A 24,153-nucleotide genomic window follows, 5' to 3' on the forward strand; every position below is an offset into this window, starting at 1 on the left:
GCGTCGATTGCGTGCGTTGCAGCTAACGGCAGAACGATAGATTTTTGGAGATTCTTCCGGTGAGATTGAGTAACAGCATCAGTGGCGCAATCAAGACCTTCCCGTACTTTAGATGCATTTTAAGTCCCGCACCAGCTCCGGCGCCCCTCAACCGAATCGCTGATAGCTGCCGTAACGGTTAGGCCTGCGGACCTATCATCCGTATGTCAGACGACACTGAAAGCCATGAATTCCATACGAAATCTTTTTATCGCATTCGCCCTTTTACTGGGCACCAGCACGTTCGCTAAGGCAGCGCCCAATGAGTTTGTGCTGGGTTCAGCGGAGGAGGAAGCTGCAGTTGCAGCGCAAGCTCAAAAGGCGATCAATCTCCTCGATGCTGGAGAACATGGGAAAGCTTGGGATCACGCTGCTAAACCCTTCCAGGATTCCACATCAAAGCCAGTCTTCATTGCGGGCATCAAGTCGATGCGCGGCTTGGTTGGTGCAGTCAAGACAAGGTCAGTTCGCGGCATTGGCTTCACTAAAGAGTTGCAAGATGCCCCGGCAGGCCACTACGCTGGTGTCTTCTTCGAAACCACTTTCGCAAACGCCAGCGCATTAGAAGAGAGAGTCGTCCTCTTCAACCAAAACGGTCAGTGGCGCCTCGCTGGCTATTTTTTGAAGAAACGTGTTTCCCTGCCTGGTAAGGCCACCAAATAAGCGACTTGCCGCAAAACCGGTCCTTCCGCCATGCCAGAGCAGAAGGCCGCACTGGCGTTTAGGCCGCTGGTAGCTTTGTTGCTGTGGCTTGTATGCCTTTGGAGTTTTGGCGGCCGGGCAATTGCGCGACGCATTGAGCTTGCGCTGGACGCACACCATTTTCATTCCGTGGTTCGTCCTGAGCGCCCTCGTTGCTTCCCTCCTGCTTGAAGCAACATGCATTCGTTGGTATCGTCGCGCAGGATCTACTAATGAGTATCGACCCCGCCTGGCATCCAGAAAACAGAAAGTATGCAACCCAAAGACCAACTGCCCCTCACTGATCAAGATGTGGAGTACTCCCACTTCAGTTGTTGTGGGGACGAAGACCTGGCGTTCCTGCGCTGTCCAAAATGTAGCCACATCTGGGTGGAATGCTACGAGTGCAGCACCTGGTACATTGACTTGAACGATCTTCGCAAGATCGCAAGCGCCCTGCCCTCCGGGTCCGGCGAGAGTCCATGTTGCCCCGAATGCCAAGTGGCTTTCGAGGATGAGCACTATCTGAAGCAAAGCCACGCGGGAAAGTACCGGCCAACAGCGTTCCAGGTCGTGGAAGCCGGGTTGGGTAGGTATCTGGCCAGCCATCTCCACCAGATCGACCAGCAAACGCCCATTCCTCTCTTCATTGACGATGGCGCCCCTGTAGTGGAATACGCAGTGCTCCAGCAAAAACTGCTGCCCAAGGGATATCAGCCGCGCCCCCACGCCGAATGCCAGATGTCGCCCGTCGGATTCTTCATCATCGCAAAAGGTTCAGGTATCGATGGCGAGCCAGTGTACTGGCTCCGAGGGTTGGATGATCAGGGCCAAACGGTGGTGGGAGACATGTACTACACACTTGAATCTGCGAGGGAGTTTCTGCTTGTTGAATACGGGGTGCAGGGCGCATCATGGGTGTCCATTGAGCCACCGCCAGCTCCGATGGCAGCCCAGGGGACCTCAGTGTCCTTGCCGGGACGCGATTGACCAAGGCGTAACAGATGGATCAACAACTCAAGAGAATTAAGGCCAACCACGACAGGATCGTGGATCTGCCTTCCGACAGGCTTTCACGCGTCTTCGGTGCGGGCAAACACAAGTTCGTCCTCAATCCCGTGGCATCGCTGAAGGAAGTGGAAGAGCTGGAGCAGAAATACTCCTTCGTCCTCCCTGAGGGATACAAGCGCTTCATCCTGGAAGTCGGAGATGGCGGCGCCGGCCCTTTCTACGGCCTGAAGCAGCGCTTCACTCCCCTCGGCGCAACGCTCAGGGCCGAGGAGGCCCGAACGTACTGCCGCCCAAGCATCTACACGTCAGGGCAGCAGGTAGCGGAAGCAGGCGCCGGCGATGATGAGGAAGATGACCCTCACCTCCACGGCAATATGGTGCTGTTTGAGGTGGGCTGCGGCTCGGAGGGTGTACTGGTGCTGAACGGTCCCATGCGCGGCAAAGTGTGCATCACGGATTACGGCTACACCCCGCATCAATTCTGCACTCCCTCTAACTTCCTGGACTTGTACGAGAGCTGGCAACTTGCGGTCTTGTCCGGAAGAACTCCGTCAGGATTCGGCTTTTAGCGAAAGTGATATCCATGCCAATAGCCTCGCAAAAGATGCGCTGTACCTGCGCCCTCCTGCCACTATCACGGTCTGCGACCAGCATCCGCCACAACAGGTAAAATATGCAAGTTACACCTTCCGAAATTACGACCGAGCGGCTCCGCTTGCGGCAATGGACGCCGGGCGACTACGGGCCGTTCGCTGCCATCAACGCCGACCCAAGGGTGATGGAGTTTTTCCCTTCGGTCCTGACGCGCCAGCAAAGCGATGCCATGGCCGATCGCTGCTCGGCGCTTATCCGCGAAAACGGCTGGGGACCATGGGTGGCGGAACTTAAGGACAGCCGCCAGTTCATCGGCCTAGTCGGCCTTCAGCGCCCGCGCGTGGATCTTCCCTTCTCGCCGTGCGTGGAGGTGCTTTGGCGCCTGGCGTTCGACCATTGGGGAAAGGGCTATGCATCGGAGGCGGCAAAGGCGGCGATCGGCTTCGGCTTCCAATCCCTGGGGCTGACGGAGATCGTTTCGTTCACGGCACTTTGCAACTCACGCTCGCGCGCGGTGATGGAGCGGTTGGGCATGCAGGCTTCCGGCAGCTTTGAGCATCCTGCCCTGCCGGACGGCCATCCCCTCAAAACGCACTGTCTCTATCGGCTAGGGCCACATCCATTTCCGATTTGAAAGTGATGTGAATTCGCATCACTATTAATTTCGAAGTAACGTTATTTTATTGACACTATTTCGACCTTCTCCCATAGTCGTTTGGCGCATATGGTTCCGCGTATTTTGATCAACCACAATAAATGGAGAAGAAATTGAAGAAAATCGCGATCTTTTTGTTTGCCCTGGGTGCAGGCCTGTCGTCGCAATTCGCAGTCGCTACTGACCGGGAAACCTGCCGTGCTGAGTGCAACGCGCAGTACTACGCCTGCGCAGAAATGGTTCCGGAGTATGAATACCAGTGCTGGAAAGAGTCCATCATCTGCATGCGCCAGTGCCCATAACCACTGACGCGCAAAAAAGCGCCTGCTAGCACGAACCGGGCGGGCGCCCGCCGCCATGCGTACCACCATCGCACTCCTCGCAGTGACCTTCGCCGCCACACAGGCCCCCGCTTGCCTGGCGCAGGACTCCTCCCGCAGCGGGCAGCTTTACGATGAGTTGGCGCGCATGGACAGCATGCTGTTTGAAGCAGCCTTCGTCACCTGTGACGCGGGAAAATTCAAAGCGATCTTCACCCAGGACGCCGAGTTCTATCACGACCGCACGGGGGCCAGCTTTGGCGATGCGGTCCGGACTTTAAAGTCCTGCCCGCGCGACAATGGCGTCAAGCGGACCCTGGTCCCCGGCAGCCTGCAGGTCTACCCGATGCAAGGATACGGGGCCATCCAGACAGGCCGCCACACGTTCACCAAAGCTGGTGAACCGGGCGCCGAGGTGGCGCAGTTCGTACACCTTTGGAAGCGCGAAGGCAGCACCTGGAAGCTGGCGCGGGTCCTGAGCTACGACCACAAGCCCCAGCCCTAATTGCCCCGGAACCGCGCGATCGCGGCGTCGACCACACCTTCCACGCTGCCCGACGCGTCGTACTGCGCGCGCAGGTAATGCGCATCGCTGCCCATATGCGTCACCTGCATCAGGTGGTTGAGCGCCGCGCTGCCGCCCAGTGCTTCGGCATGCAGGTCCATGCGCCGCAGCGTGGTGAGGATGTCTTCGCGCAGCGACAGGCTCTCGTAGGTCTTGGGATGCACCACCGTTCCATCCAGCCCGAAGCGGCAAGCCTGGAAGCGGTTGTAGTTGTAGACCAGGTAATCGTCCTCCGCCGGCGGCGCTTCCTTGCGCTCCAGCAGGTAGGAGCACAGCGCCTGCAGGTAGCAGGCCAGCGCCGCGGCGCGCTCCACCGTCAGCGGCGTGTCGCACACGCGCAGTTCGATGGTGCCATACTCCGGTTTGGGGCGGATATCCCAGTAGAAGTCCTTCATCGACTTGATCACGCCCGTGTGTTCCATCTTGGAGAAGAACTCGTGCTCGAACTGGTCCCACTTCAGGATGAAGGGCGCGCGTCCGCTCATGGGGAAGGCGAACACGCTGTTCAGGCGCGCGGAGTTGAACAGGGTGTCATTGCCCTGCACATACGGCGAGGAAGCCGACAGCGCGATAAAGTGCGGCACATAGCGGCTTAGCGAATGCAGCAGGTACAGCGCATCGTCACCGCTGCTGCAGCCGATGTGCACGTGCTGGCCGAAGATGGTGAACTGCTTGGCCAGGTAGCCGTACAGCGCCGACACTTCCTTGAAGCGCGGCTTGGAGAAGATCTTGCGCTCCGACCAGCGCTGGAACGGGTGTGTGCCCCCGCCGCAGATCCCGATATTCAGCGTGTCGGCCGCCTTCACCAGCGTATCGCGCGTTTCATGCAACTGCGCCAGCAGCTCGCCGTGTTTGGTGTGTACGTCGGTGTTAATCTCGATCATGCTCTCGGTGATCTCCGGCGTCACATTGCCGGGGAACGGCTTGCGCTGCAGCAGGTGCAGCAGGTCCGGGCTGGACGCCGTCAGGTCGAAGTCGGACAGGCTGACCAGCTGCAGCTCCAGCTCCACGCCCATGGTCAGGGGCTGCGACGATTTGAATTCTTCCAACGGCATATCAGCCCTCCTCTTTCGCCGTTTCGCGCGCCAGCACCAGCGAGCGCTGCGTGATGATTGGTCCCAGCACTTCCATGAACAAGGTCATGGCTGCCAGCGCCGCCAGTTCATCCACCAGCACAATACCCATATACCGCGTCTGCTCCAGCAGCAGGATCGCGAACACCGACATTGGCGACAAGGCCACGCCGATCAGCGCGCCCTTGCGCCACGAAATGCCGGAGACATGCGAGAACGCCGCCACGGCAATCGTCTTGGTGGCGAAGCGCACCATCAGCAGCAGCAAGCCGAGCGAGGCGCCGGCCACCACGCGCTGCCAGTCCAGCGTGCAGACTGCGAACACGAACAGCAGCACCGTCAACAGTTCGCCAATCGCGCCGAAGTTGCGCTGGGTGCGCGTGAACGTCACCCGGCGGTGGCGCGCCATCAGGCCAAAGGTCAGCGTCGCCAGCATTGGCGACAGGTCGGCGGCCTGCGTGATCGACACCAGCAGGATCACCACCATGGCAAACGCCACGGTGCCGTCGCGTGCCAGCGTGCCCAGGCCGCGCAGCAGCGCCGGCGTCAGCATGCCGGCCACAGCGCCCAGCACGGCGGACGCCAGCAGCTCGATCAGGCTGTGCGACACGGCCTGCGTCAGGCTGCCGGATGTCTGGAAAACCCAGAAGCCAACCACCACCTTGAACACGAACAGCGCCAGTACGGTGTTGAGCGCCACCAGGTGCAGCACGCGCTCGGTCACCTGCCCCGAGCTGCGTTCCTCGTTGATCACGCGCAGCACGCCGGCCGGCGAGGTGGACATGGCGAGCGATGCCAGCAGCAGCGCCGTCAACGGCGGCATGCCCTGCCAGATGGCGATGGCATACACCGCGCCAAAGGTCAGTGCCGACTCGGCCAGGCCGCTGATAGCTATCCAGGGATTGACGCGCAGCCAGCGCAGGTTGATGCGGTAACCAAATTCAAACAGGATCAGGCCGAATGCGATATTGGCCAGCAGCGTTACCTGGCTGCTGCCATCCGGCACGAGAAGATCGGGCGTAGCCTGCGCCAGCAGGAAACCCACCAGGCCATACACGCTGATGCGCGGCAGCCTGGTCCAGCGATGGACAAACTCACCAGCAAGCCATGCCAGCAGCATGGCGCAGGTCCAGGCGAGTTCGTCAGAGACGACTAACAAATCGGTCATAGACTTACCTCCGACCTCAACTATATTGCATTTGTGAAAAACGCGTCGCACCCAAGTTCGGTACAATGCCGGCATGGACATGATCAGCGAACACGTATGCCATGGCGGGGTACAGCGTTTCTACCGCCACGACTCGAAAGCGATTGGCTTGCCAATGCGCTTCTCCATCTTTATTCCGGCGCAGGCATCGCAGGGTCCCCTGCCCGCCCTGTTCTATCTCGCGGGCTTGACCTGCACCGAAGAGACGTTCGCCATCAAGGCCGGCGCGCAGCAGTTCGCCGCACAGGAAGGTTTGATCCTGGTCGCGCCCGACACCAGCCCGCGCGGCGCCGGCTTTGAAGGTGAGACCGCCAGCTGGGATTTCGGCGAAGGCGCCGGTTTCTACCTGGACGCTACGCAACAGCCATGGTCGCAGCACTACCGCATGGAGAGCTACATCCACGAACTGCGCCAGCTGGTGATTGATGAATTGCCGGTCGATGCCAAACGCATCGGCATCTTCGGCCATTCGATGGGCGGCCACGGCGCGCTGACGTTGGCGCTGCGCCGGCCGGACTTGTTCCGCAGCGTTTCGGCCTTTGCGCCGATTGCCGCGCCTTCCCGCTGCCCATGGGGCCACAAGGCATTCAATGGCTACCTGGGACCGGACCAGGCCAGCTGGCTGGCACATGACGCGAGCGCGCTCATGGCGGCGCAGGAGGAGGCGCCCTTCCCCAATGGCATCCTGATCGACCAGGGCCTGGCCGACAAGTTCCTTGAGGAGCAGTTATATCCGGGAGTGTTTGAGGATGCGTGCCGCGCCGCCGGCCAGCCTTTGGAGCTGCGCCGGCATGCGGGCTACGATCATGGCTACTACTTCATCTCCAGCTTCATCGCCGACCATGTGCGCTTCCATGGCCGGCAGCTGAAGGAGCTTACTTAGTCAGCACCTTGCGGATGGTTTCCGCCAGTTCTTCCGCCACGAATTTGGCCACGTAAGCATCGGCGCCAACGCCTTTCACGTGGTCTTCGTTGGTCTTGCCGGACAGCGAAGAGTGGATCACCACCGGGATCTTGGAGAAGCGCGCATCCTGCTTCACCAGGCGGGTCAGCGTGAAGCCGTCCATCTCCGGCATTTCCAGGTCGGTCAGAACCAGGGCCACGCGGTCTTCCACCGCAATGCCTTCGGCCTTGCAGCCGTCGGCGATGTGGTTCAGCTTGTCCCAGGCTTCCTTGCCGGTCTTCATCATCACGAACGGGGCGTTCATCGCTTCCAGGCCGCGCTCGATCAGGTTGCGCGCAACCACGGAATCGTCCGCCGCCAGGATGAAGGTGCCTGGCTTCAGCGGCAGCTTGCCGATGGTGGTCTCGTCGATATCCTTGCCGTCGCTCGGGGTCAGGTTGCGCAGGATGGTTTCCACGTCCAGCACCTGCGCCAGGCGGGTGTTCTGCACGTCGCCGTCGACGCGCGCGATGGAGGTCACCATGCCGCCGCCGTGGCTGCCCTCGGCGCTCAGCACCTGGCTCCAGTCCAGGCGTACGATCTCGTCCACCGACTCCACGGCAAAGGCCTGGGTCGTGCGCGCAAATTCGGTCACCAGCATGATGTTCAGGCCGGTCTTCGGCTTGACGCCGACGATGCCCGGCAAGTCCATCACAGGAATGATTTGTCCGCGCAGGTTCACCACGCCCAGCATGTGCGGCTCCGAGCCCGCGACGGCCGTCACTGTCGGCATCGCCACGATCTCGCGGATCTTGAAGACGTTAATGCCGTACAGTTCGGAGTTACCGCTGGTGTCGTCGACGCCGAGGCGGAAAAGCAGCAACTCGAACTTGTTGGAGTTTGTCAGGTTACTGCGCTCGTCAACTTCTTGTTGAACGGAATTCATCAATCGCTCCAATCTTCTTAAATAAGCATTCCCTTTGGTATGGAATGTTTCGGCAGTATAGCGGCCTTTTTTTAAGTTCCGGGAGGGATTAGGTCAGGAAACAACAAAAAAAAGGACACCCGCAGGTGTCCTTTTTGCAATTCTGGAGCGGGAAAAGAGTCTCGAACTCTCGACCTCAACCTTGGCAAGGTTGCGCTCTACCAACTGAGCTATTCCCGCAGAGGAGGCGCTATTATGACAGTACCAGCTGGCAATGACAAGTTCTTTTTTGATTAACATTGCCTCTATAATCTTCGCATGGATTCTATCGAGATTGTCTTGGCCATGCTGCTGGCCGTGATCGCCAGCGCTTACCTCAAACGCATGCTGCCGGCCGGCCTGCCGCTCCCCCTGGTGCAGATCGCCCTGGGCGCCATCATCGCCGCCTGGTCCGGCCACGGCATCCAGCTCGACCCCGAGCTGTTCTTCCTGCTGTTCATCCCGCCCCTGCTGTTCCTGGACGGCTGGCGCATCCCGAATACCGGCCTGCTGCGCGACCGCGTGGTGATCCTGGAACTGGCCCTGGGCCTGGTGATCTTCACCGTGCTGGGCGCCGGCTATTTCATCCACTGGATGATCCCTGCCATGCCGCTGCCGGTGGCGTTCGCGCTGGCGGCCATCCTGTCGCCGACCGACCCGGTCGCGGTCGGCTCCATTGCTTCGCGCGCGCCCATCCCCAAACGCCTGATGCATATCCTGGAGGGCGAAGCCCTGCTGAACGACGCCAGCGGCCTGGTGTGCTTCCGCTTTGCGGTGGCGGCGGCGCTGACCGGCAGCTTCTCGCTGGCCAATGCTTCGCTCACCTTTGTCTGGCTTGTGGTGGCCGGCATCGGTGCCGGCGTCGCGGTCACGGCCGGCGTGGCCTGGCTGCAGGGCCGCCTGACGGCGCGCTATGGCGAACCGGCCGGCTCGCCCATCCTGGTCTCACTGCTGATTCCCTTCGGCGCCTACCTGGTGGCGGAGCGCCTGCATGCTTCCGGCATCCTGGCCGCCGTGGCGGCCGGCATCACCATGAGCTATGTGGAGCTGGGCGGCCAGGCCCTGGCGGCCACCCGCATCCAGCGCACCGCCGTGTGGGACACGGTGCAGTTCACCCTGAACGGCGTCATGTTCGTGCTGCTCGGCGAACAGCTGCCCGACATCCTGCGCGGCGCCAGCGAATCGCTGGAGCAGAGCGGCCATATCAATCCATGGTGGCTGGTGCTGTACGCCATCGCCATCAGCTTCGGCCTGATCGCGCTGCGCTTCGTCTGGGTCTGGGCGACGCTCAGCGTCACCCTGTTCCGCCGCACCCGCCGCGCGCGCGGCGCGCACGGCGCCAAGCCGCACTGGCGCCTGCTGCTCGCCACGGCACTGGCCGGCGCGCGCGGCGCCATCACCCTGGCCGGCGTGCTGACCCTGCCGCTGGTGATGCCCGATGGCGATCCCTTCCCGGCGCGCGACCTCACCATCCTGCTGGCCAGCTCGGTCATCCTGATTTCGCTGCTGGCGGCCAGCATCGGCTTGCCGCGCCTGCTGGGCGGCATGCACTTCCCGGAAGAGCCGGCCGAGCGCCAGCAGGAAGACATGGCGCGCCGCCAGGCCGCGTCGGCGGCAATTGCCGCCATCGAGCGCGCCGAGCTGGCCCTGGCCGATGCCCACCATCCGGACGTGCTGCCGCAGGCCGCCGCGCGCGTCATCGCCCTGTATGAGTACCGCCTCAACCTGGCCTGGTCGGCCGAGGACCAGAGCAAGGAGCATTTCCGCATGATGGACAAGGCCGAACGCGACCTGCGCCTGGCCGCCATGGAAGCCGAGCGCGCCACCATCTTCGACCTGGCGCGCCACCACCACATCTCCGACGAGACGGCGCGCAAGCTGGTGCGCGAGATCGACCTGGTCGAAGCGCGCCACCAGAAACAGGCCAAATGAACCGGCGCGCCACGCTCTCGCTGCTGGTCGCCTGGCTGCTGTTCTGGGCCATGATGGTGGCGACGGCCGTGCAGGATTTCCTGCGCAACGACGACGGGCCGCTGTGGCAGCCCATCCTGTGGGAGACCTCTTCCATGGCCGTGGCCACGCTGCTGCTGGCCTTGCAGCGCCTGGGCACGCGCCGCCACGACGGCCTGCTGGCCACGCCCGCGCGCTGGTTCGCGCGCCAGGCGCTGTGGCTGCCAGTCTGGTGGCTGCTGTTCACGCCCCTGGCCTTCGGCATCCGCCATGCCGTGTATGCGGCGCTGGGTGCGCGCTACGAGCACGAGCCCTGGGGCGAAACCTTTGTCTACGAGAACATCAAGATCTCGATCTTCTTTGCCATCTTCACCCTGATCACCTTCGGCATCCTGTCGTTCCGCGCGGCGGAAAAGGCCAACGCCCAGCTGCGCACCGCCCAGCTGCACCAGCTCACGCAGCAGATGCAGCCGCACTTCCTGTTCAATGCCCTGAACACCATCTCCTCCCTGATGCACACCGATGTCGAACGCGCCGACGCCACCCTGGTGCAGCTGGCCGACGTGCTGCGCGCCACGCTGGACGTCAGCGGCCAGCAGCAGGCGCCGCTCAGCACAGAGCTGCGCCTGCTGCGCGGCTACGCCCGGCTGATGGAGGAGCGCTTCATCGACCGCGTCCGGATCGAGTGGGACATCGACCCCAGCTGCGGCGATTGCCAGGTACCCGTCATGAGCATGCAGCCGCTGCTGGAAAACGTCTTCAAGCACACCGTGGAACGCCGCCGCGCGGCCACCGAGGTTACCATCAGCGCGCGCCGGGTGGATGACGCCCTGCTCCTCGCCATCACCGACAACGCCGGCACGCTCACGGTCCGAGCCGGCGGGCCGGACACTGGTTTACCGGTTTCCCACGGCGTAGGCACGCGCAACCTGCGCGAGCGTTTGCAGGCCCTGCACGGCGACCGCGCCAGCCTCACGCTCACGCAACTGGAACCCGCCGGCGTGCGGGCGGAAATGAGGCTCCCATGCGTCTCCTGATCGTCGACGACGAACGCCCCGCGCGCGACAAGCTGCGCCGCCTGCTGGAACAAGAGCCCGGCATCAGCGCCATCGACGAGGCGCGCGACGGCATCGAAGCGCTGGAAAAAATCGCCACCTTCGCTCCCGACGCCCTCTTCCTCGACGTGCAGATGCCCGAAGTCAGCGGCCTGGAAGTCGCCGCCTCGCTGCCCGTGCCCGCCCCGCTGGTCGTGTTCGCCACCGCCTTCGACGCCTACGCGGTGCCGGCCTTCGACGCCAACGCCATCGACTACCTGCTGAAACCCTTCGACGCCGCCCGCCTGCAGCGCGCCCTGCAGCGCCTGCGCGAACGCATCGCCAGCCGGCAGGCCGCAACTCCGGAGCGGCAAGCTGCCGCAATCCTGCCACCCGGCGCCCCGCTGCAGCAGCTGCTGGTGACCGAGCGCGGCGCCACGCGCGTCGTACCGATCGCCGACATCCAATGGATCGAAACGGCCGACAACTACGTCGTCCTGCACACGCACCAGGGCGCCCCGCTGCTGCGCCAGACCCTGACCGACCTCCTGCCCAGCCTGGGCAGCGACTTCCTGCGCTGCCACCGGCGCGCCGCCGTCCGCCTGTCGCTGGTCGACCGCATCGACCAGCAAGGCCAGCTGGTGCTGCGCAACGGCGCCCAGGTCCCCCTCGGCCGCAACTTCAAACCCGCCTTGCTCGAAGCGCTGAAAAAGTGAACTTCCTCCCGGTCCGGCGGTCTACAGGGGATCAAGCCGGGAGGACACCATGCCACAGCCTAAACTGCTCGCCACCCTCGTTCACATTTCAGACCTGCATATCGGCCGCATCGACCCCGCCAGCGGCGACGCGGCCATCAGCACCCCGGTCCAGGTCGGGCTGGACAACTTCCCCCTGTTCGACGGCCTGCTTGGCCACCACGCCATCGCCCTGCAGGACCTGGAACAGTTCGTCGAAGACCTGCGCGCGGCCGACGAAAAATTCCACCTGATCGCCACGGGCGACCTGAGCCGCGACGGCGACGTGCAAGACCTGGCGCTGGCCCGCAACTACCTGGAACAGGAAATCGACCTCAACCCGCCCGCCGGCAACTTCTCCGGCCTGCATGCCGGCAGCCGGCTGCTGGCCATTCCCGGCAACCACGACCACTGGGCCGGCCACCCCACCCCGGTCGGCAACGGCGCGAGCAATTTCTACGCCGCCCTCAGCCGCGCCCTGCCCGCCACCCACAGTTTTCCACTGGGCCGGCACGGCCACATGCTGCTGCTGGTCGAAGTCGACTCCGACGCGGACGTAGCCGCCAATTCCAGCCAGCGCACCTTCGCCAGGGGCAGCTTCACTTCGCAGCTGCACAAGCTCGACGCCCTGCTCGCACCGCGCCCGGCCCAGGAACTGCGCGTACTGGCCATCCACCACGCCCGCACCTGGCTCGGTTTCACACTCGGGATGAGCGACAGCGCCAAACGCGAACTGGACCGTTTCCTGGAACAGCACCAGATTGCCGTCATACTGTGCGGCCACACCCACCTGGCCAGCGCGCGCCGCCACTATCCGGGCAGCCGCGTCTGCTGGGAATGCGGGGCGGGCACCACGACGCAGTTCGAGACCGTGCCCTTCAAATGGCGCCTCCGGCTGCGCCGGCCGAGGCTGCCCAAACCCCAGACAAACACATTGATGCTGCACCGGATCTACGATATCGCCGGCCGCCTTGAGTGGGAGGCAACGACTTACGTGCGCTCCGCAACCGGATTCAACGCGCTGTCGCCGCCGCGCCAGTTCGCCGTGCTATAGCGCCGGGAGCAGTTGCTCCACCTCGCGGCCGGTGGCGGCCCAGCGCTGCACCAGCTCACCACTGCCCAGGAAGCCGGAAAGCCGTGCTTCCGCCGGCAGTTTGACAAAGGTATTGGCGCCCTGGCAGCGGTAGCCGTTCACCAGCAGGGGCGATACCTGCAGCATGCACGACACGCTGCGCGCCAGCGGCCCGGCCATGCCGCTGGGCAGGTCCTGCGTGCCCGCCAGCTGGGCTTCAAGCAGCGACGGCGCAATCGCCGCGCCCTGCTTGCCATCCCGCACCAGTAGGCCTGCAGCGCGCTGCGCCGGATGGCTGCCGCCACGCCGCAGCGCCCGGTTGAACAGCAGTTCCATGCGATGCAGCGCCTCGAACAGCATGGCAGGCGTCAATCCATACTGAAGCAAGCGCTGCGCCGCAGCGTCGCCCTGGCGGCATGACGGCTGCTCGCGCAGGTAGCGCAGCAAGGCCGGATCGGGCCTGGGTCCGCCCTGCAAGGCGCTTTCCCATGTGCCAGGGGCGGCGGGTGCGCGCATGGCATCCAGTTTCTCCAGCAAGGCCGCCCAGGCGTCCGCCATGGCAAGCTGCTCGTCGGACAACAGATGCGCCAGCTGTTGCTGCGCCTCATCCAGGGCCCCTTCCGGCGCGCCCTCGCCCAGCGACGCATAAACCTCGGCCAGCCATTCGGGATGCCGCTCCACCGCTGCGCTGTCGTCCTCCCCCAGCACCAGGTCCTGCCCCTCCAGGGCGGCCCGGATGTGCGGCGCGTGGGTGCGCACCTGTTCCAGCGCACCGTAGTCATTGAATGCAGTCAATGCATTCCTCAGTATGTCGAGATCGGGCATGGTCTTCCTCCCCTGTGCTTGCGGCCCATCCGCGCTGCGTACCGCATCCAGCAGGGCCCGCGCAAAGCGCGACTTGGCCGCGTTCACCTGTTCCGTTGAAAGCCCCAGTTCGGCCGCCACGCAGCGCGGCGACTGGTCCGCCACCCAGACCTGGTAGGCGATGCGCGCATCGTCCGACTGGGGCGTTTCGTGCATGATGTGCAGCGCGACACGGCTGACCGTGGCCGCCAGCTGCTCGCGCAGACGGTAGCGTGTCAGCCGGTGTTTTTGCGCCAATTCCCGTTCCGCCGGCGCATGGTCCGACAGGAAGTCCGCCAGCAAAGCCTGCTCCGCCGCCGGCAGCGTGGCCACCGCAGCCTGCAGCTGCGCCAGGCGCTGGCGCCACTCCGCCACTTCCGGCGGCGATGGCTCCTGCGCCGCCAGGTCCAGGCACGCTTCCAGCTCCACCGCGCGTGACCTCAGCCGATGCAACTGCAGCTGCCGGCGCCGGCCAAAGCGGTAAAACGCGCTCGCAACATAGGTGGTGAACTCGCCCTTGCCCGCGTCGAAGCGCTCCGCCAGGCTGGGCCATTCCAGGTAGAAGTCGTGGATGATGTCGCGCGCATCCTGCGGCTGCACCAGGAAACCATCGCGCGTCAGGCTGCCCAGCACGCGCCACAGCAACGGCTCGTACTCGAGGAAACCCACTGTCTGCACCGCAACACCCATCGCCATTCCCTGGTAAATGCCCTGTCACCTGTATTGCATCCCGCCCCCGCCGTGGTTGAAATATAGCGCATGGGCGCCGTTCACCCCAGCCGGCTGCCGTTCGCCACCTATTGCTCGCCAGGCAAGCTTTGCGGCCATAAGCTTGCTCCATCGCTAACCAACCGGGCAACTGCCATGGACAACAAACGCCTCTACTTCCTCGACTGGCTGCGCATCCTCGCCTTCTTCCTGCTCGTGCTGTACCACACCGGCATGTATTACGTGACCTGGGACTGGCATGTGAAGTCGCCGGCCGCCAGCGGCGCCATCGAACCGCTCATGCTGCTGTCCTCGCCCTGGCGCATGTCGCTGCTGTTCCTGATCGGCGGTGCGGCGGCCGCTTTCCTGCTCGACAAGCTGGGCGGCAAGGGCCTGGCGAAGGAACGCAGCAAGCGCCTGCTGCTGCCGCTGGTGTTCGGCATGTTCTTCATCGTGCCGCCCCAGTCCTACTTCGAGGTGGTGTCCGACGTCGCCTACCAGGGCAGCTACCTGGAGTTCATGAAGCTGTACGTCACCGGCTACAAGGGCTTCTGCGACCACAACGGCTGCCTCGACATGCCGACCTGGAACCACCTGTGGTTCCTGCCCTACCTGTGGATCTACACCCTGCTGCTGGCCGCCGCCGGCAGCCGCCGCGTGCAAGGCGCCGGCGCCTGGCTGCTGCGCCACCTGCAGGGCTGGAAGCTGTTCGTGCTGCCGATCGCCTTCCTCGCCGCCGGCCGCATCCTGCTGCTGCCATACTGGCCGCACACCCACAACCTGACCGCCGACTGGCACAACCATGCCCTCAGCCTGCCGATGTTCCTGCTGGGCGCCGCCATGGCGCGCCAGGACGGCTTCTGGCAGCGCCTGGCGCAGCTGCGCTTCGTCGCCGTCGGCCTGTTCCTGGCCAGCTGGGCCGGCCTGCTCGCCTTCTACTCGATGGGGGATGTGTTCCAGTCCGCCTGGCTGCCGCTGGCGCGCGTGGTCTACGCCACCTGCCAATGGAGCGGCATCCTCGCCGTCTGCGGCTTCGGCTACCGCCACCTGAATGTCGACAACGCCAAACGGCGCTACCTGACGCAGGCCGTGTTCCCGGTCTACATCCTGCACCAGAGCCTGATCATCTGCCTGGCCATGGCCCTGCGCGCCGCCGGCCTGCAGCCGGCCGTGGAAGGCGTGCTGATCGTGCTGCTGACGCTGGCCATCAGCTTCGCGGTGTTCGAGGTGGTGCGCCGGGTGCCGCTGCTGCGGCCCCTGTTCGGCCTGGGCAAGGCGGCCGGCCCGCAGGCCGGCGCCAGGGATGGCTTAGTTCAGCACCTTGCGTGAGCGCTTGGCGCGGTACATCTCGGCATCGGCAATGGCGAGCGATTCCTCCAGGTCGATGCCGGGCTTGCGCATCGCCATGCCGATCGAGGCCCGCACATCGTAGCCGGCCAGCGTCTCCTGCACCCGCAGCAGCATGGCCTGGGCGTCGAAGTAGTCGCATTCCACCATCAGCATGGCGAATTCGTCGCCGCCCATGCGCGCCACCACGTCCGAGCCGCGCGTCACATCCTTCAGCGCCTTGCTGCAGCGGATCAGCAGGGCGTCGCCCGAGGCATAGCCTTGCGTATCGTTGTAAAACTTGAGGTCGTCCAGGTCGATCGATACCACGCAGGCCGGATGGCCGTAGCGGCGGCAGCGCTCTTCCTCGCGCGCCACCAGCATGTCCCAGCCGCGCCGGTTGTACAGCCCGGTCAGCTCGTCGCGCGTGCTGTCGATATCGCTGCGCTCGGCCTTGCGCACCGCCTCGGTGCCGGCCAGTTCCGCCTCCAGCAAGCCGCCCAGCAGCTCGCCCATCAGCACGACCATATCCTGCTCGTCGCGGATGCGTTCCGGCTGCGGTTCCGGGTCGATCGCGCACAGGGTGCCGAACAGGGTGCCATCGGCGCGCCGCAGCGGCACGCCGACATAGGCGCCCACGGCCATCTTGTCGTGGATCGGCGCACTGGCATAGCCGGGCTCCTGCGCCACGTCGGGCGCGATGTTCGGCCCCTGGCCCTCGACCATGCGCGAACAGAGCGATTCGGCCCAGCTGTACACCTGGCCGGCCTTCACGCCATAGCCGTTGTCCTCGGCGAACAGCACGATCCAGTCATTCCCGTCGGTGCGGGTCACCATCCAGAGCTTGAAGCCCAGGCGCTGCCGCAGGAATTGCATGGTGGCCCTGGAAGCGGCCGCAAAATCGTTCATCATTGCTTGCCTCGTCAATAGGGTTTCTGGCTTCGGGAAGTCCAATTATGCACCTAAACTCCGCGCGTAAACCACCCGGGGTACACTTGGCAACGCACATTTTGTTATTCCGGAGACAATACGATGACACGATTGACTGCCAGGGATTTCGATCCCCGCGTGCTGGACCTGTTCGACCGCTACGTGCACGGCCAGCTCAGCCGCCGCGACTTCATTGCCGCCGCCGGCGCCGGTGTGCTGGCCAGCATGGCGCCCAGCTTCGCCGCGCCGCTGGTGGCGGCGGACGACCCGCGCCTGCGCGCCGCCTACGTGGAATACCCCTCGCCCCAGGGCTACGGCACCGTGCGCGGCTACCTGGTGCAGCCGGCCGGCGCGGCTGGCAAGCTGCCGGCGGTGCTGGTGGTGCATGAAAACCGCGGCCTGAACCCGCATATCGAAGACTTTGCGCGCCGCCTGGCGCTGGAGGGCTTCCTGGCCTTCGCGCCGGACGCCCTGTTCCCGCTGGGCGGCTATCCCGGCAACGAGGACAAGGCGCGCGAACTGTTCGCCAGGCTGGACCAGGCCAGGACGCGCGCCGACTTCGTCGCCGCAAGCCAGGCGCTGAAGGCGCACCCAGCCGCCAACGGCAAGGTCGGCGTGGTCGGTTTCTGCTACGGCGGCGGCATGGCCAACTACCTGGCCACCGTGCAGCCCGACCTGGCCGCCGCCGTGCCCTTCTACGGCGCCCAGCCGCCGGCCAGCGAGGTGCCGAAGATCAAAGCGCCCCTGCTCATCCATGACGCCGAAAACGACGCCCGCATCCGCGCCGGCTGGCCGGCCTACGAGGCGGCGCTGCGGGCGGCCGGGGTGCGCTACGAATACCACCTGTATCCCGGCGTCGAGCATGGCTTCAACAACGACACCACGCCGCGTTACGACGAGGCGGCCGCGCGCCTGGCCTGGCGGCGCACCGTCGCTTTCCTGCGCCAGGAGCTGGCGGCCTAGGGCGGCCTACTTCAGGAATTTCAGCGAGTGGGCGGCCGGCCCCGGCAACAGCGGCGTCGGCCTGCCGGCCACCCAGTCGGCATGGCCGGCCAGGAAATACGGCGACAGCGGGTGGCCGCTCTGGCCGCCCGGCATATTGAACAGGCCCTGTTCCTCGCGCCCCGGGGTCACCGTCATGCGCTCGGACTGGCCGAAGGCCGGCCCCGCCACGCGCGGCATATTGCTGTCGCCCGGCAGCTGGTCGGGCGGCACGCTCAGCCATTTCTTCAGCAGCGGCAGCGCGCCGGCAATCGGGTGCGCGATGGTGGCCGTGTTGCGCGCGCCCCAGGTGGCGGACGCCAGCGGCTTGCCATCCTTGGCCAGGTGCTCGATGGTGCGGTCGAGCGCGGCCAGCTGCAGCGCCTTCCAGCTGGCGTGGCCCGGCGGCAGCCAGCCGGCCGGCTGCTCGTCCAGCAGGCGCGCCAGCACCACCGGCCAGCGGCTGGAGGCGGCGCGCATATTGGCGTCCTTGTTCAGCTTGGCCAGCTCCACATTGGCGCCGCCGTACAGCAGCTCATACAGCGACCACATGAAGGCGCGGCTGGCACGGTAGGCCACCGAATCTGTACTGGCGCGGCCGCTCCAGTTGTCCTTCAGCAGGCGCGCCAGCTCGGCGCGCTGCGGCTTGCCCTGCAGCGCTTCGGCGTCCAGCACCGCCAGCGCGCGCTCGCGCCACTGGCCGATGAACAGCGCGCGGTCGTCCAGCATCACGCTGTAGACGCCCTGCTCGTCCGTTTTCCCGCCCAGCGCCGTCAGGCTGTCGCGCGCCTGGCGCGCGCGGGCGCCCAGGTCGAAGCCGCCGTCGCCCAGCTTGGCCGCGTCGGCGCCGGCCAGCTGGCGGCTGTTGGCCGTCACCAGCTGGCCGCCCGCCGGGTCGCGCACCGACGGGTAGGCCGCCGCCGGCAGCAGGCCCTGCCAGCCGCGCGTGCTGCCATTGGCCGCCAGCGGGTAGCTGGCGTCGACCGGCGTGGCCGGGCGCTGCGGCAGCGGACCGGAAATGGTCCAGCCGATGGCGCCGCCGCTGTCGCCCACCACCAGGTTCTGCGCCGGCATGCCGACCCTGGGCGCCAGCGCCAGCGCTTCCGCCACGGTATTCACTTCCTCCATATGGCGCAGCGCCAGGTTGACCGCGTTCACATCGTGCGCCACCCAGTGCACCGCATACTCGCGCCCGCCCGCCTGCATGATCGGCCCCAGCGAGGTTTCGCGCACCTTCAGGCTGACTGCCGGCCGGCCTTTGACCAGGATGGTTTCCACATGCTCGACCGGGCTTTCCCAGCCGCCCGGCAGCTTGACCTGGCCCGGACGGTCGGCGCCGGCCGCCACTTCCACCAGGTCGATGTAGTCGCCGTAGCTGTTGGTAAAACCCCACGCCACATGGCCATTGCTGCCCGCCACCACGGCCGGCGCGCCGGGAATGCTGACGCCGACGATACGGCGCGTGCTGCCGTTGGCGCCCGGCACCTGCAGCAGCAGGCGGTACCAGGTGCTCGGCAGCCGGATGCCCAGGTGCATGTCGTCCGACACGATGGCGCCGCCATGCTTGCTGCGCTGGCCCGACACCGCCCAGTTGTTGCTGCCCACGCCGTCCACGAAGGCCGCCGCCGCCAGCGTGGCCGGTTCTTTGGCGATGGCCTTGCCCCACCAGTCCGGGGCCCGGGCCGGGATCGGCGCATCGGGCGCCGCCATGCCGGCCGCGTCCAGCGGCGCATCCCACTGGGTCGACTCCGGCAGCAGGAAGGCGCGTTGCTCGGCGCTCGCATTTTCGCGCAGCCAGCCGCGCGCCAGTTCGCGCCCGATGCCCGTCACCTGCAGGTCGATGTACATGGCCCAGGCCACCAGATAGGAGTCCTCCAGCACCCAGGGCCGCGGCCCCACGCCCACCAGCCCGTATTCGAAGGGCCGCGTGCCGAGCGCGTTCAGGCCGTCGTTCACGCCGGCGGTATAGCGCTCCAGCAGCTTGCGGTCGTCGGCCGGCATGGCCTGGATGGCCTGCGCGGCGCGCGCGCGGAAGCGGTGCAGGCGGTGGATGCGGTCGGTCTCCAGCGCCTTTTCGCCGAACAGTTCGGACAACTCGCCGGCCGGCATGCGGCGCAGCAGGTCCATCTGGAAGAAGCGGTCCTGCGCATGCACGAAACCGGTGGCGTAGGCCACGTCGTTGCGGTCGCTGCCGCTGATGGAGGGAACGCCCTGCTGGTCGCGCAGCACCGTGACCGGGGCGGCCAGGCTGGCCGCGCTGATCTTGCCGTCCAGCTGGGGCAGGCTTCCGCGCAGGAAGAACCACAGGCCCAGCACGGTCAGCAACAGCAGCGCCAGCAGGCCCAGGACTATGCGTTTCAACCACAGTTTCACCATCAGCACCCTCATGTGTATTATGTCGCGCTAAATCTTGCCAGAAATCCAAAAGGAACGGCATCTAAAAAGTGTAAGCGTGCTACAGTATCCCCACCATGATGCCCGCGCCCACTCCCCCGAATGAAGCGGAACGCCTGGCGGCCCTGTACGCCATGCTGGTGCTCGACACGCCGCCAGAGGAACGCTTCGACAAAATTGTTGAATTCGCAGCACAGGAATTTGACGTCCCCATCGCCCTGATTTCCCTGCTCGACACCGACCGCCAGTGGTTCAAGGCGGCGGTCGGCCTGGGCAGCACCTGCGAGACCGGGCGCGATATCTCGTTCTGCGGCCACGCCATCCTGCGCGCCGAGATCTTCGTGATCGAAGACGCCCTGCTCGATCCGCGCTTCGCCGACAACCCGCTGGTCACCGGCCCGCCGCATATCCGCTTCTATGCCGGCGCCCCGCTGATCCTGGCCAATGGCTACGCCCTCGGCACGCTGTGCATCATCGATACCCGCCCGCGCACGGTCGATTCGGTCGAACTGGCCATCCTGTCGACCCTGCGCAGCCTGGTCATGCAGGAGCTGGAGGCGCGCCATGCCTGAGCTCAAGCAGATGCTGCTGGTGGAACCGGAAAGCATGCTGCGCCGCACCGTCGCCCTGACCGCACGCTCGCTGGGCGTGGCCGAGGTGCAGGAAGCGGCCAGCACCGCGCTGGCGCGCCAGATGCTCAACGAGCGCGCCTACCACGGCGCCCTGATCGCCATCGATGCCGGCGATGCCTACGACCTGTCGCTGCTGGACCAGGTGCGCCTGGGCCGCAGCGCCAGCCATGCCAAGATCCCGCTGGCCGTGCTGGCAGGCCGCTGCGACGATGCCCTGCTGGCGGCCTTGCGCGAGCGCGGCGTGAACCGGGTGGTCTTGAAGCCCTTCCGCGCGCGCACCCTGCTGGATGCCTTCAACGCGCTGTCGCAGGGCTAGGCGCGTGCATTAACGCGTGGTAGCGGAAGGCCTCGCGGATGCTCTCGCGCAGGGCCTGGTCGTCCCATGGCTTGGTATAGAAGCGGTAAATCTCGCCGCGGTTGATGGCGCCCAGCACCGACTCCAGCTCGGCATAGCCGGACAGGATGATGCGCACCGTATCGGGGTACAGCTTGCGCACCCGGCTCAGGAATTCGGTGCCGTTCATCTCCGGCATGCGCTGGTCGCTCACCACCACCTGCACGTCGTGCGTGGCCAGGTGGGCAAAGGCTTCCTGCGCGTTATGCGCCAGCAGGATCTGGTAGCCGTCGCGCCGCAGCAGGCGCACCAGCGACGACAGCACGTTCGGCTCGTCATCCAGCAGCAGCAAGGTGCCAGTGCGCTGTTCGCCCGCCGGGCGGACCGGCTGGCGCGGCTGCGCCTGCGCCAGCAGGGCGGCAAATTCGTCCGGCAGGATCGGCTTGCCCAGGTGGTAGCCCTGCGCCTCATCGCACTGGTAGCGCTGCAGGTAGGCCAGCTGCCCTTCCGTTTCCACCCCTTCGGCGATGATGCGGAAATCCAGGCTGTGGCCGAGCGAGATCACCGACCGCACAATGGCCGCCACCGTCGGCTCGCCCAGCATGTCGCGCACGAAGGACTGGTCGATCTTCAGGTAGTCGATCGGGAACAGCTTGAGGTAGGCCAGGCTCGAATAGCCGGTGCCGAAATCGTCGATCGACAGGCCGACGCCGACCTTTTTCAGGCGCTGCACGGTGGCCACCGCCTCGTCGGCGTCCTGCATCATCATGCTCTCGGTCAGTTCCAACTCCAGGTATTGCGCCTGCAGGCCGGTGCTGTGCAGGGCCGCCACCACCTCGTCCGCCAGGCCCTTGTCGCGGAACTGGCGCGCCGACACATTCACCGCCACCCGCAGCGGCGGCAGGCCGGCGTCCTGCCAGGCCTTGTTCTGCGCGCAGGCGGTATGGATCACCCAGCGCCCCAGCGCCACGATCAGGCCGGTCTCCTCCGCCACGCCGATAAAGCGCCCCGGCGCCACCAGCCCCATGGTGGGATGGCGCCAGCGCAGCAGCGCCTCCACGCCCGATATCTCGCCGGTCGCCACATGCATCTTGGGCTGGTACACCAGGAACATCTCGTTGCGCGCCAGCGCGCCGCGCAGCTCGTTCTCGATGGCGGCCCGCTCCACGATGCGCGCATGCATGGCCGGCTCGTAGAACTGCACCTGGTTGCGGCCGCCCTCCTTGGCGCGGTACATGGCGATATCGGCGTAGCGCATCAGCAGCTGCGGGTCGGCGCCGTCGGCCGGGTACAGCGCCACGCCCATGCTGCAGGTGACCAGCTGCTCCTGCCCGCCCAGCAGCACCGGCGCCGTCACGCTGTCCAGGATCTTGCGCAGCACCGCCTGCGACGGCGTCGCTTCCTGCCCATCCAGCAGCACCAGCACGAATTCGTCGCCGCCCATGCGCGCCACGGTGTCGGTCTCGCGCACGCAGTCGCGCAGGCGACGCGCCACGCTGCGCAGCAGTTCGTCGCCCGCCGCATGGCCCATGTTGTCGTTCACCAGCTTGAAGTTGTCCAGGTCGAGGAATACCACCCACACCGTGTGGCCGTAACGCTGGGCATAGCTGATGGCCTGCGCCAGGCGGTCGCCGCACAGGTTGCGGTTGGGCAGGCCGGTCAGGGCGTCGTGGCTGGCCTGGTGTTCGAGCTGGGCCTGGTAATTCATGGTGGACGTCATATCGGTCAGCACGCACACCCGGTGGCTGTGCCAGCCGTCGCTGCCGCCCACCGGCGCCACATGCAGCTGCGCCCACCAGTAGCTGCCGTCGTGGCGGCGCCCCTTCAGCATCAGTTGCACCTCGCTTTGCGCGTGCACCGCCGCGTGCAGCGCGGCGCGCGCGGCCTCATCGCCGGGGTCGGCCAGCACGGCTTCCAGGCTGCGTCCCGCCAGCCCGGCCAGCGGGTGGCCGGTCAGCTCGGACAGGGCCGGGTTGGCGTATTCGATGGCGTCGCTGCCGTCGTGGATGGCGATAATGGCCATGGCGTTGACGCTCGATTCCAGCGCGCGGTTCTGCAGCTGCAGCATCAGCTCGACCTGCTTGCGCTCCGAGACATCCTCGATGGTGCCAAGCAGGCCGATGGTCTTGCCCGCCAGGTCATGCAGCGGCAGCTTGTTGATCAGGAACCAGTGCACGCTGCCGTCGGCGAACAGCAGGTGGTCTTCGCGGTTCAGCAGCGGCACCCCGTTGCGGATAATCTCGGCGTCGTCGGCGCGGATGCGCTCGGCGTTATGCGCCCAGGGGAAATCGAAGTCGCTCTTGCCCACCACCTCGTCCTGGCTGGCCAGCCCGGCGGCGCGCATGAACACATCGTTGCAGCCGCGGTAGCGCAGGTCCAGGTCCTTCCAGAAGATCTGGTGCGGGATATGGTCGACCACCAGGCGCGTCATCTCCTGCGATTCATGCAGCGCCTTCTCGATGCGCACGCGCTCGGTCACATCGTGCGCCACCACGAAGCGCGCCTTATGCCCGGCCAGCAGCAGCGGGTGGGAGGAGATTTCCACCTGCACCAGACGGCCGTCGCGGCGGCGGTGGGTCCAGCCGCCCGACTGCTGCGCGCGCTCGGGCGCCGACGCGGCCAGGTCGCAGCGCAGGCGCGCCAGTTCCTGCGCGGGACGGATGTCCTCGATGGTCATGTCCAGGAACTCTTCCTCGCTGTAGCCATAGACCTCGGTGGCGGCGCGGTTCACCACCAGGAAGCGCAGCGTCTCCAGGTCGTACACCCACATCGGGTGCGGGTGCAGGTCGAACAGGCGTTTGAAACGCAGGCGCGAACCGTAGGAGTCGGCTTCCGGCAAGGGCGTGACGATGCAGCGGAAGCATTCGGGCTGGCCATCGTGGCCGGCGTAGTACTCCATCGCCAGCGACACCGGCGCGCCCTCGCCCTGCGTCTGGCGCAGCGCCAGCTCGCCGCGCCAGACGCCGCGCCGCATCGCTTCGGGTATCGCGTCGTCGCGCAGTTCCACGGCGGCCCAGCTGCGGAACAGGGCGAAGGCCTGGCCGCCGGCCTGCAGTTCACTATCCAGGCGGCGCGCATGGGCATTCGCGGCAAGCAGCGTGCCCTTGGCATCCATCATGAAAGCCAGGTAGGGGCTGTGCTCGTACACGGCGGTAAAAGCATCCAGCCTGGTCCTGCCCGGCGCAGCGGGAGAAGCCCTGTCCATGCAGGGCATGGTAGCAGA

General features: G+C 65.6%; 22 protein-coding genes and 1 tRNA gene. 15 read left to right on the forward strand and 8 right to left on the reverse strand.

What is annotated here, in order from left to right:
- Positions 1-225 precede the first annotated feature (225 nt).
- The 6 genes from ACE3TQ_RS13935 to ACE3TQ_RS13960 all read left to right on the forward strand — a co-directional run bounded on the left by ACE3TQ_RS13935 (position 226) and on the right by ACE3TQ_RS13960 (position 3,805).
- Positions 226-702 (forward strand): DUF4019 domain-containing protein, encoded by a 477-nt coding sequence (locus tag ACE3TQ_RS13935; RefSeq protein ID WP_374582856.1) that lies wholly within the window; start codon positions 226-228, stop codon positions 700-702.
- Between the two features lie 291 nt (positions 703-993).
- The gene (locus ACE3TQ_RS13940) at positions 994-1,710 is read left to right on the forward strand and encodes a hypothetical protein (RefSeq protein WP_374582857.1); all 717 of its coding nucleotides are present in this window, start codon (positions 994-996) and stop codon (positions 1,708-1,710) included.
- Between the two features lie 14 nt (positions 1,711-1,724).
- Positions 1,725-2,300, forward strand: coding sequence for an SMI1/KNR4 family protein (locus ACE3TQ_RS13945; protein WP_374582858.1), 576 nt, complete (start codon positions 1,725-1,727; stop codon positions 2,298-2,300).
- Positions 2,301-2,404: 104 nt separating this feature from the next.
- The gene (locus ACE3TQ_RS13950; protein ID WP_374582859.1) at positions 2,405-2,959 is read left to right on the forward strand and encodes a GNAT family N-acetyltransferase; all 555 of its coding nucleotides are present in this window, start codon (positions 2,405-2,407) and stop codon (positions 2,957-2,959) included.
- A 134-nt stretch (positions 2,960-3,093) separates the two neighbouring features.
- Positions 3,094-3,282, forward strand: coding sequence for a hypothetical protein (locus ACE3TQ_RS13955; protein ID WP_374582860.1), 189 nt, complete (start codon positions 3,094-3,096; stop codon positions 3,280-3,282).
- A 55-nt stretch (positions 3,283-3,337) separates the two neighbouring features.
- The gene (locus ACE3TQ_RS13960) at positions 3,338-3,805 is read left to right on the forward strand and encodes a nuclear transport factor 2 family protein (protein ID WP_374582862.1); all 468 of its coding nucleotides are present in this window, start codon (positions 3,338-3,340) and stop codon (positions 3,803-3,805) included.
- Here the strand turns inward: ACE3TQ_RS13960 and ACE3TQ_RS13965 are convergent.
- Both ACE3TQ_RS13965 and ACE3TQ_RS13970 read right to left on the reverse strand, forming a co-directional pair.
- Positions 3,802-4,920 (reverse strand): YbdK family carboxylate-amine ligase, encoded by a 1,119-nt coding sequence (locus ACE3TQ_RS13965; RefSeq protein WP_374582863.1) that lies wholly within the window; start codon positions 4,918-4,920, stop codon positions 3,802-3,804. The genes ACE3TQ_RS13960 and ACE3TQ_RS13965 overlap by 4 nt on opposite strands.
- Position 4,921: 1 nt before the next feature.
- Positions 4,922-6,106 carry a cation:proton antiporter gene (locus tag ACE3TQ_RS13970; RefSeq protein ID WP_374582865.1) on the reverse strand — a complete coding sequence of 395 codons (1,185 nt, stop codon included), beginning with the start codon at positions 6,104-6,106 and terminating at the stop codon, positions 4,922-4,924.
- Between the two features lie 73 nt (positions 6,107-6,179).
- Between ACE3TQ_RS13970 and fghA the strand changes: the two genes are divergently transcribed.
- On the forward strand, positions 6,180-7,028 hold the full coding sequence (gene fghA, locus ACE3TQ_RS13975; protein ID WP_374582867.1) for an S-formylglutathione hydrolase: 849 nt from the start codon (positions 6,180-6,182) through the stop codon (positions 7,026-7,028).
- Here fghA and ACE3TQ_RS13980 read toward each other — a convergent pair.
- Both ACE3TQ_RS13980 and ACE3TQ_RS13985 read right to left on the reverse strand, forming a co-directional pair.
- On the reverse strand, positions 7,021-7,974 hold the full coding sequence (locus tag ACE3TQ_RS13980) for a chemotaxis protein (protein WP_374582868.1): 954 nt from the start codon (positions 7,972-7,974) through the stop codon (positions 7,021-7,023). The genes fghA and ACE3TQ_RS13980 overlap by 8 nt on opposite strands.
- A gap of 143 nt (positions 7,975-8,117) precedes the next feature.
- Positions 8,118-8,193 (reverse strand) — tRNA-Gly (locus ACE3TQ_RS13985).
- 78 nt (positions 8,194-8,271) lie between these two features.
- Here ACE3TQ_RS13985 and ACE3TQ_RS13990 point away from each other — a divergent pair.
- The 4 genes from ACE3TQ_RS13990 to ACE3TQ_RS14005 are packed head-to-tail and all read left to right on the forward strand — an operon-like array spanning position 8,272 to position 12,764.
- Positions 8,272-9,924, forward strand: a complete 1,653-nt coding sequence (locus tag ACE3TQ_RS13990; RefSeq protein ID WP_374582869.1) for a Na+/H+ antiporter — start codon at positions 8,272-8,274, stop codon at positions 9,922-9,924.
- Positions 9,921-10,979 carry a sensor histidine kinase gene (locus ACE3TQ_RS13995; protein WP_374582870.1) on the forward strand — a complete coding sequence of 353 codons (1,059 nt, stop codon included), beginning with the start codon at positions 9,921-9,923 and terminating at the stop codon, positions 10,977-10,979. The genes ACE3TQ_RS13990 and ACE3TQ_RS13995 overlap by 4 nt, the downstream gene beginning before the upstream one ends.
- Positions 10,967-11,692, forward strand: a complete 726-nt coding sequence (locus tag ACE3TQ_RS14000; protein WP_374582871.1) for a LytR/AlgR family response regulator transcription factor — start codon at positions 10,967-10,969, stop codon at positions 11,690-11,692. Before ACE3TQ_RS13995 ends, ACE3TQ_RS14000 begins: the two co-directional genes overlap by 13 nt.
- A gap of 49 nt (positions 11,693-11,741) precedes the next feature.
- The gene (locus ACE3TQ_RS14005; protein ID WP_374582873.1) at positions 11,742-12,764 is read left to right on the forward strand and encodes a metallophosphoesterase; all 1,023 of its coding nucleotides are present in this window, start codon (positions 11,742-11,744) and stop codon (positions 12,762-12,764) included.
- Here ACE3TQ_RS14005 and ACE3TQ_RS14010 read toward each other — a convergent pair.
- Positions 12,759-14,294 (reverse strand): RNA polymerase sigma factor, encoded by a 1,536-nt coding sequence (locus ACE3TQ_RS14010; protein ID WP_374582874.1) that lies wholly within the window; start codon positions 14,292-14,294, stop codon positions 12,759-12,761. The genes ACE3TQ_RS14005 and ACE3TQ_RS14010 overlap by 6 nt on opposite strands.
- A gap of 195 nt (positions 14,295-14,489) precedes the next feature.
- Here ACE3TQ_RS14010 and ACE3TQ_RS14015 point away from each other — a divergent pair, with 195 nt between their 5' ends.
- Complete coding sequence (locus ACE3TQ_RS14015) at positions 14,490-15,662, forward strand: acyltransferase family protein (RefSeq protein WP_374582876.1); 1,173 nt, start codon at positions 14,490-14,492, stop codon at positions 15,660-15,662.
- Here ACE3TQ_RS14015 and ACE3TQ_RS14020 read toward each other — a convergent pair.
- A complete protein-coding gene (locus tag ACE3TQ_RS14020) occupies positions 15,642-16,571 on the reverse strand; it encodes a sensor domain-containing diguanylate cyclase (RefSeq protein ID WP_374582877.1) in 930 nt (309 codons plus the stop codon). The genes ACE3TQ_RS14015 and ACE3TQ_RS14020 overlap by 21 nt on opposite strands.
- A 120-nt stretch (positions 16,572-16,691) precedes the next feature.
- Between ACE3TQ_RS14020 and ACE3TQ_RS14025 the strand changes: the two genes are divergently transcribed.
- Positions 16,692-17,552 (forward strand): dienelactone hydrolase family protein, encoded by an 861-nt coding sequence (locus ACE3TQ_RS14025; protein WP_374582878.1) that lies wholly within the window; start codon positions 16,692-16,694, stop codon positions 17,550-17,552.
- Between the two features lie 6 nt (positions 17,553-17,558).
- Here the strand turns inward: ACE3TQ_RS14025 and ACE3TQ_RS14030 are convergent, their stop codons facing one another.
- Entirely contained in the window at positions 17,559-19,946 is a 2,388-nt protein-coding gene (locus ACE3TQ_RS14030) for a penicillin acylase family protein (protein ID WP_374582879.1), read from the reverse strand.
- A 95-nt stretch (positions 19,947-20,041) separates the two neighbouring features.
- Between ACE3TQ_RS14030 and ACE3TQ_RS14035 the strand changes: the two genes are divergently transcribed.
- Positions 20,042-20,536: a GAF domain-containing protein gene (locus ACE3TQ_RS14035; RefSeq protein WP_374582880.1), complete on the forward strand. Its 495-nt coding sequence runs from the start codon at positions 20,042-20,044 to the stop codon at positions 20,534-20,536.
- On the forward strand, positions 20,529-20,912 hold the full coding sequence (locus ACE3TQ_RS14040; RefSeq protein WP_374582881.1) for a response regulator: 384 nt from the start codon (positions 20,529-20,531) through the stop codon (positions 20,910-20,912). The genes ACE3TQ_RS14035 and ACE3TQ_RS14040 overlap by 8 nt, the downstream gene beginning before the upstream one ends.
- Here the strand turns inward: ACE3TQ_RS14040 and ACE3TQ_RS14045 are convergent.
- Positions 20,890-24,135, reverse strand: a complete 3,246-nt coding sequence (locus tag ACE3TQ_RS14045; protein WP_374582883.1) for an EAL domain-containing protein — start codon at positions 24,133-24,135, stop codon at positions 20,890-20,892. The genes ACE3TQ_RS14040 and ACE3TQ_RS14045 overlap by 23 nt on opposite strands.
- Positions 24,136-24,153: the final 18 nt, after the last annotated feature.

Source organism: Pseudoduganella sp. (assembly GCF_041914865.1).
GTDB lineage: Bacteria > Pseudomonadota > Gammaproteobacteria > Burkholderiales > Burkholderiaceae_D > Rugamonas.